This is a genomic window from Nocardioides sp. (genome assembly GCF_025964975.1).
Classification (GTDB): domain Bacteria; phylum Actinomycetota; class Actinomycetes; order Propionibacteriales; family Nocardioidaceae; genus Nocardioides.
Genome location: NZ_JAOPXV010000054.1, coordinates 1 through 7,541 on the forward strand (window position 1 = coordinate 1; position 7,541 = coordinate 7,541).

9 protein-coding genes are annotated in these 7,541 nt (G+C 70.7%); 2 read left to right on the top strand and 7 right to left on the bottom strand.

Features of this window, described 5'->3' with window-relative positions; genetic code table 11:
• Together JWN68_RS04070 and JWN68_RS04075 are read left to right on the top strand one after the other, a co-directional pair.
• Nucleotides 1-390: DUF1295 domain-containing protein (locus tag JWN68_RS04070; RefSeq protein ID WP_297735069.1), on the top strand; the 390-nt coding region annotated here is incomplete at its 5' end.
• A gap of 64 nt (nucleotides 391-454) precedes the next feature.
• Nucleotides 455-1,009 (top strand): methyltransferase domain-containing protein, encoded by a 555-nt coding sequence (locus tag JWN68_RS04075; protein ID WP_297735072.1) that lies wholly within the window; start codon nucleotides 455-457, stop codon nucleotides 1,007-1,009.
• Between the two features lie 19 nt (nucleotides 1,010-1,028).
• Here JWN68_RS04075 and JWN68_RS04080 read toward each other — a convergent pair whose 3' ends face one another.
• The 7 genes from JWN68_RS04080 to JWN68_RS04110 form a co-directional block, all read right to left on the bottom strand.
• Nucleotides 1,029-1,403 carry a PLD nuclease N-terminal domain-containing protein gene (locus JWN68_RS04080; RefSeq protein WP_297735075.1) on the bottom strand — a complete coding sequence of 125 codons (375 nt, stop codon included), beginning with the start codon at nucleotides 1,401-1,403 and terminating at the stop codon, nucleotides 1,029-1,031.
• Between the two features lie 57 nt (nucleotides 1,404-1,460).
• Nucleotides 1,461-1,835 (bottom strand): PLD nuclease N-terminal domain-containing protein, encoded by a 375-nt coding sequence (locus tag JWN68_RS04085; protein WP_297735078.1) that lies wholly within the window; start codon nucleotides 1,833-1,835, stop codon nucleotides 1,461-1,463.
• Between the two features lie 41 nt (nucleotides 1,836-1,876).
• Nucleotides 1,877-2,125, bottom strand: coding sequence for a hypothetical protein (locus JWN68_RS04090; protein WP_297735081.1), 249 nt, complete (start codon nucleotides 2,123-2,125; stop codon nucleotides 1,877-1,879).
• Between the two features lie 297 nt (nucleotides 2,126-2,422).
• Nucleotides 2,423-2,830, bottom strand: coding sequence for a hypothetical protein (locus JWN68_RS04095; protein ID WP_297735083.1), 408 nt, complete (start codon nucleotides 2,828-2,830; stop codon nucleotides 2,423-2,425).
• Nucleotides 2,831-2,881: 51 nt separating this feature from the next.
• Nucleotides 2,882-4,057, bottom strand: coding sequence for an acyl-CoA dehydrogenase family protein (locus JWN68_RS04100; protein ID WP_297735086.1), 1,176 nt, complete (start codon nucleotides 4,055-4,057; stop codon nucleotides 2,882-2,884).
• Complete coding sequence (locus tag JWN68_RS04105; RefSeq protein WP_297735089.1) at nucleotides 4,054-5,991, bottom strand: biotin carboxylase N-terminal domain-containing protein; 1,938 nt, start codon at nucleotides 5,989-5,991, stop codon at nucleotides 4,054-4,056. Before JWN68_RS04105 ends, JWN68_RS04100 begins: the two co-directional genes overlap by 4 nt.
• Nucleotides 5,988-7,541, bottom strand: a 1,554-nt coding sequence (locus JWN68_RS04110) for a carboxyl transferase domain-containing protein (RefSeq protein ID WP_297735092.1), incomplete at its 5' end; no start/stop codon positions are given. The genes JWN68_RS04105 and JWN68_RS04110, both read right to left, overlap by 4 nt.

Genomic DNA, 7,541 nt, shown 5'->3' on the forward strand with positions numbered 1-7,541 from the left:
GTGCACCGGCAGTGGCTGGTCGGCGTGGGCGTGGCTGTGTGGCTGGTCGGCCTGGTCTTCGAGGCGGTCGGTGACGCCCAGCTCGCGGCCTACCGCGCGCTTCCCAAGGGCGAGAAGCCGCAGGTCATGCAGACGGGGCTGTGGCGCTACACACGGCACCCCAACTACTTCGGCGACATGTGCGTCTGGTGGGGCATCTGGATCGCCGGCGCCCTGTCGCTCGGCTGGCTGCCCGCGCTGCTCACCGCGATCGCGCCCGTGGCGATGACCTACTTCCTGGCCTTCGCGACCGGGGCGCGGCTGCTGGAGCGGACGATGATGCAGCGGCCCGGATATCCGGAGTACGCCGCCCGCACCTCGATGCTCGTCCCGCTGCCGCCGCGCGGCTGAACAGCAGAGCCGCCGCGCGGCTGAACAGCAGAGCCGCCGCGGGGGTAGGTGCAGAATCGAGGGCATGGACGCCGTCGAGGCCGCCTTTGCCGCCCACCCGCGCGCCCGGTTCCTGCCGGGGAAGGTGAGGGCACGGGCATCGCACGACGGTCCCCTCCCGATCGCGGCCGGTCAGACCAACTCTCAGCCCCGAACCGTGGAGGCGATGCTGTGCTTGCTCGACGTACGCCCGGGGCAGCGGGTGCTCGACGTGGGCACCGGGTCGGGCTGGACGACGGCGCTGCTGGCCCACCTCGTCGGACCGGCAGGTGAGGTCGTGGGGGTCGAGCTGGAGCCGGAGCTGGTCGCCTTCGGATCGGCCAACCTGGCGGCCACCGACCAGCCCTGGGCTCGGATCGGGCAGGCGGAGACCGGCGTCCTGGGCGTGCCCGGCAGTGCGCCGTACGACCGGATCCTGGTCTCGGCCGAGGCCCGGCACCTGCCCGATGAGATTGTCGACCAGCTGGCCGACAACGGCGTCCTGGTCATCCCGGTGGGCGGTCGGATGCTGCGGGTCACCAACCCCGGCGCAGTCGTGTCCGAGCACGGGCGCTACCGGTTCGTGCCGCTGCGCCGGTGACGTCGTCGGCCGGCACGAGTCACTCGGGCAGCGGGTTGTCCGGCTTCTTCGGCTGCTGCTGGTAGCGGCGGCGCTGCTCCTCGGCGCGGCGGCGCAGCATCTCGCGGTAGGCCTCGTCCTTGACCGGGTCGTCCGGCCTGGCCGGGTCGAGACGGCCGGGTCGCTCGAACTCCGCGAAGTCAGCAGCGGCTGCGGCGCGCTCGACCGCCAGCGAGGGCCGGCCCATCACGAGCCAGGCGATCGGACCGATGACCGGAAGCAACAGGATCCCCACGATCCACAGGGGCTTGCGCAGCCGGCGCACGCGCGACTCGGGCGCCGCGATCGCCTCGACCAGGCACCACACGGTCAGGGCCAGGGCGAGGACGCCCAGCAGGATGGAGAGCTTGAACACGCAACCATCATGCTGCGGGGCTCCAAGAAGTCCCGGCGGTCCGGCCCCGGCTCCGTCCTACTCAGGCTCGGACTGGCCCTGCTCCCGCTCCTGCCTCGTCTGCTGCTCATAGCGCAGCCGCTGCTGCTCGGCGCGCTCACGCACCCTCTTGAGGAAGTCCTCGTCCTTCTCCGGATCGTCGGGTACGGCGCGACCGGGACGGTCGTACTCCGGGAACGCCGGGGCGGCGCCGGTCCGAGGCGGCGAGACAGCGGGTCGTCCGGCCGCCAACCAGGCGATGGAGCCCGCGAGCGGGAAGAAGAGGATCAGCAGGATCCACCACAGCTTCGGCAGGTTGCGGATGCGCGACTCGTCGGTGGAGACCGTCTCGATGAGGCACCAGACCATCATCACGAGGCCGGTGATCCATAGCAGCAGGTAGACCTTGTACACGGGGGACATCATGGGGCCTGGGCGCCCGTCCCGCCAGCGCGTCAGGCCGGACGCTCCACCCGGGCGGCCAACCGCGCCGGCACCTGCAGGCAGTAGGAGTCGGTCAGCAGCTCGGCGAGCTCGCTCCAGTCGGTGTGGCCGCCGAAGACGTGCGCCACGGTCGCCGATCCCACCCGCCACCGGGTGCCGACCCAGGCTGACTCCTGCGCGCAGTCGGGGAACCGGCTCATGATCGCGTCGAGCCGCAGCACCCACTCCTCGGGCACGAGGGGACGGTCCTTCGGTGCCATGGACGCAAGCCTGCCACGCGGCACCGACAGCCCGATCCCGTCATCGGGAGCCGTCTGGACCAGCAGGGAGGGATTGCCCGATTCGCCCGTGCGCGCCCGGACGAGCACCTACGCTTTTTGACGTCGGACGCCACCGGTCTGCTCCAGCGGATCCGCCCGACACGACGGGCGATGATGAGTGATGCCGGCAACGCGCTGCTTGTGCATCGGGGAGTTCCTGGTCGGGCTGTGGATCGTCCTGGTCCCGGACGACGAGTGTGCGGCCACCCACCGCGCCGCTTCCGCCTGGTGACCTGACTACTCGGTCGGGCTCTCGCACCAGAACGGCCGCTGCGACGCGCCGCCCGTGTGGTACTCGTACGACGCTCCGTCGGCCTGCAGCGTGATGCGTGAGCCCTCGACGAGGGCCTGGGTGTAGGCGAAGCCCTTCTCGGCACAGCCCAGGCTGCCGTCACTCCAGGTGACGGGCTCCTCCGCGACGACCTCGACCGAGGCGGCATCGATCCCGAGCCGCGCCGCCAGGTCGGCCACTGCCACCTCGACCGGGACGGACGGCGCCGGGGACTCGGAGGAGGACTCTGACGGGGACTCGCTGCTCACGTCGGAGGCCTTCGCCTGGTCGCTCGACTGCGACCCGCACCCGGCGGCGAGCACGACGAGGATCACGACCGACGCGCCCCTCAGTGCCGTGCTCGTTCGCCTCATGGTCCCCATCATGCCCGCCGCGCCGTGCGCACGCGCCGTCGTCAGGCCGCGTCAGTAGGACTTCGGCAACCCCAGCGAGTGCATGGCGACGAAGTTGAGGATCATCTCCCGGCTCACCGGGGCGATCCGCCCGGCCCGCGTCGCGACGAGCAGCCCGGCCATGCCGTACTCCTGGGTGATGCCATTGCCGCCGTGGGTCTGGACCGCCCGGTCGGCGGCGTCGCAGGCAGCCTCGGCCGCTGCGTACTTCGCCATGTTGGCCGCCTCGCCGGCACCGATGTCGTCGCCGGCGTCATAGAGCGCCGCCGCCTTCTGGGTCATCAGCCGCGCCAGCTCGATCTCGATGTGGGACTGCGCCAGCGGGTGCGCGATGCCCTGGTGCGAGCCGATGGGCGCCTCGAAGACAGTGCGTTCCTTCGCGTACGCCGCAGCGCGGTCCAGCGCGAAGCGGGCCAGGCCGGTGCTGAAGGCCGCCGCCATGATCCGCTCCGGGTTGAGCCCCGCGAAGAGCTGGACGAGGCCGCCGTCCTCGTCGCCGACGAGCGCGTCGGCCGGGAGCTGGACGTCGGCGATGAAGACCTGGAACTGGAGCTCGGGGCTGACGATCTCCATGGCGATCGGGGAGTACTCCAGCCCCGGCGCGTCGGTCGGCACCACGAACAGGCAGGCCTTGAGCTTGCCCGTGCGGGCGTCCTCGGCGCGGGCGACGACCAGGATGTTGTCGGCCTCGTCGACGCCGGAGATGTAGACCTTCTGGCCCTTGAGGACCCAGCCGTCGCCGTCGCGGCGGGCGGTGGTGGTGATGTTGTGGGAATTGGTGCCGGCGTCCGGCTCGGTGATCGCGAAGGCCATCGTCCCGGTGCCGTCGCACAGGCCGGGCAGCCAACGCTGCTTCTGGTCCTCGGTGCCGTAGCGGCCGATGATCGTGCCGCAGATCGCCGGGCTGACGACCATCAGGAGCAACGGGCAGCCTTGGGCCGACAGCTCCTCGCAGACGGCCGCGATGTCGCCGATGCCGCCGCCCCCGCCGCCGTACTCCTCGGCGATGTTGATGCCGAGATAGCCCGCCTTGCCGATCTCGAGCCACAGCTCGGTCGTCTTCTCGCCTGCGCGTGCCTTCTCGGTGAACCAGTCGCGGCCGAATCTCCCGGCGAGCTTGGCGACCTGCTTGCGCAGCTCGATGCGTTCGGGGCTCTCGGTGAAAGCGGGTTGCGTGTAGGTGCTCAAGTCTCTTCTCCTTCGACGACGGCGAGCACGTCGCCGGCGGCGACCTGCTGACCGGACTGGACGTTGAGGTGGGCGACCCGGCCCGCAGCCGGGGCGGTGATGGTGTGCTGCATCTTCATGGCTTCCAGCACGAGCACGACCGCGCCTGCTTCGATGTGGTCGCCCTCGGTGACGGCGACGGTGACGACGGTGCCGGGCATCGGCGCGACGAGGCTGCCGCTGGCGATCGCGTCGGCCGGGTCGGTGAACCGCGGCACCTCGCGTAGACACGCGGACGTTGCCGCGCTGTCGACCCACAGCTCACGAGGAGCACCGGGAGCGGTCTCGGACCAATGTCCGCGTGTGTACGTCGCGACGCCGTCGACCTCCAACCGCGCATGCGTCGGCGAGAGGTCCAGCACCGTCGTTCCGTCGACGACGAAGCCGTCGCGGGTGCCCCACCACTCGACCGGCTCGTAGCCCTCGAACGTGGTGCGCTGGGGCTGCGAGGTGACATTGCGCCACCCGGCGGGAACGCCGGCCTGGACGGTCCGGCGGGCGGCGTCGGCGGCCGCCATCATCAGGGCTCCGGCCACGACCTCGGTCCGTCCCCTTCGACCTGAGTCCTCGGAAGACTCAGGAGCAAGCGGACTGGATTCCAGCCACGAGGTGGTCACCTCGGCTGCGGCAAACTCGCCCGACGTCAGGATCTCGACCAGGTGGTCGCGGTTGGTGACGACGCCGTGGATGCGGGCGCGGCGCAGGGCCGTCACCAGCTGACGGATCGCCCGACTCCGGGTCGGCGCCCACGAGACGACCTTCGCGAGCATCGCGTCGTAGTGGGCGGAGACCTCGTTGCCGCCCTGGAAGCCCGAGTCGACGCGGATCCCGGCCCGCGCCAAGGGTCCGAACTCAACGTCGGCGGGGATGTCCAAGGTGACCAGCCGCCCTGACTGTGGCGTCCACGATGCGTCCTCGGCGTAGAGCCGCACCTCAATGGCGTGCCCGTCGGGTGCGTCCGGCCAGCCCATCGTCCAGTCGGCCTCAGCTGCGGCGAGCTGGAGCTCGACCAGGTCGACGTGCTGCACGAGCTCGGTGACGGGGTGCTCCACCTGGAGACGGGTGTTCATCTCGAGGAAGAAGAAGCGCTCGGTGTCGGGGTCGTAGAGGAACTCGACCGTGCCCGCGCCGCGGTAGTCCACCGCGGCGGCCGCCTGGTGCGCCGCCTCGTGCAGCGCGGCGCGGACCTCGTCCCGAAGGCCGGGTGCGGGCGCCTCCTCGACCACCTTCTGGTGGCGGCGTTGGACGGAGCAGTCGCGGTCGCCGTACACGACGGTGCCGACGACCTGCACCTCGATGTGGCGGCTCCGTTCGACGTAGGGCTCGACGAACACCGTGCCGTCGCCGAAGGCGCTGGTTGCCTCGGCCCGGGCCGTGGCGAGTTCGGCCTCGAGGTCCTCGGCCCGACGCACGATCCGCATGCCGCGGCCGCCGCCGCCCGCGCTGGCCTTGATCAGCATGGGGAAGTCGCTGTCGGTGGACTCGGCCGGCGCCTCGAGGATCGGCACGCCGGCGGCCTTCATCAGGCGCTTGGCCTCGATCTTTGAGCCCATCGCCTCGATGGACTCCGGCGCCGGCCCGACCCAGACCAGGCCCGCCTTCTCGACCGCCCGGGCGAACTCAGCGTTCTCGGAGAGGAATCCGTAGCCGGGGTGGATCGCGTCGGCGCCGGTCCTGCGGGCCGCCTCGATGATGAGGTCGCCGCGGAGGTAGGTCTCGCTCGGTGCGTTGCCTGCGAGGCGTACGGCGACGTCCGCCTCAGCGACGAACGGCAGCCCGGCGTCCGCGTCGGAGTGCACAGCCACGGTCTCGATCCCGAGGCGACGGCACGTCACGAAGACCCGGCGGGCGATCTCACCGCGGTTGGCGACCAGCAGTCGGTTGATCTGTGTCATGTACGGAACACCCCGAACCGGTCGGTGCCGACGATCGGTCTGTTCTCGATCACCGACAGGCAGATGGCGAGCACCGTGCGGGTGTCGCGGGGGTCGATGACGCCGTCGTCGTACAACATCCCGGACAGGAAGTAAGGCAACGACTGCTCCTCGATCTGGCTCTCGACGAGTTCCTTGATCCCGGCGAAGCCGTCGGCGTCGAAGGTCTGTCCCTTGGCCTCCGCGGACTCCCGGGCGACGATCTCCAGGACTCCCGCGAGCTGCGCGGGACCCATGACCGCGGACTTCGCGCTGGGCCAGGCGAAGAGGAACCGCGGGTCGAAGGCGCGGCCGTTCATGCCGTAGTTGCCGGCGCCGTACGACGCTCCGAGGATCACGCTGATGTGCGGGACGGTGCTGTTGCTGACGGCGTTGATCATCTGGGCGCCGTGCTTGATGATCCCGCCCTGCTCGTAGTCCTTGCCGACCATGTAGCCGGTCGTGTTGTGCAGGAACAGCAGCGGGGTGTCGACCTGGTTGGCGAGCTGGATGAACTGCGTGGCCTTCTGCGCCTCCTCGCTGAACAGCACCCCCCGGGCGTTGGCGAGGATCCCGATCGGGTGGCCGTGGAGCTGCGCCCAGCCGGCGACCAGGCTGGTGCCGTACAACGGCTTGAACTCGTCGAAGGCGACGCCGTTGCGAGCCGAGCGGCCGTCGACGATCCGCGCGATCACCTCGCGGGGGTCGAACGGCTCCTTGAGGTCCTGGGGGATGAGGTCCAGTAGGCCGCCAGGGTCGGCGTCGGGCTCGGCGAAGTCTTGTTCGGTTCCCCCGGCTACCCGGGGGAATGGAACGTTCGCGGGGCCTGCAACACGTGCGAAGGTGACGGGAGCCGAGGGAGGCTTGCGCCGGTTGAGCCGGGCAACGATGCGGCGACCGATCCGGATCGCGTCGAGCTCGTCCTCGGCGAGGTAGTCGGCCAGCCCCGAGACCCGGGCGTGCATCTCGGCGCCGCCGAGCGACTCGTCGTCCGACTCCTCGCCGGTCGCCATCTTGACCAGGGGCGGACCGCCGAGGAACACCTTGGCCGCGCCGCGGACGAAGACCGTGTAGTCCGACATGCCGGGCACGTAGGCACCGCCGGCGGTGGAGGTGCCGAAGACGAGCGCGATCGTCGGCTCCTTGCGCGCGCTGGCCCGGGTGAGGTCGCGGAAGAGCTTGCCGCCGGGGATGAAGATCTCCTTCTGCGTCGGCAGGTCGGCACCACCCGACTCCACCAGCGAGACCGACGGCAGCCCGTTCTCCTCCGCGATCTGCGAGGCGCGGAAGACCTTCTTGACCGTCCACGGGTTGGAGACCCCGCCCTTCACCGTCGGGTCGTTGGCGGTGATCATGCATTCGGTCCCCTCGATCACCCCGATGCCCGTGACGACCGAGGCGCCCACCTTGAAGGTGGAGCCCCAGCCCGCCAGCGGCGACAGCTCGAGGAACGCCGAGCCCGGGTCGATCAGGAGCTCGATCCGCTCGCGCGGCAGCAGCTTGCCGCGCGAGTGGTGGCGCTCGACGTACTT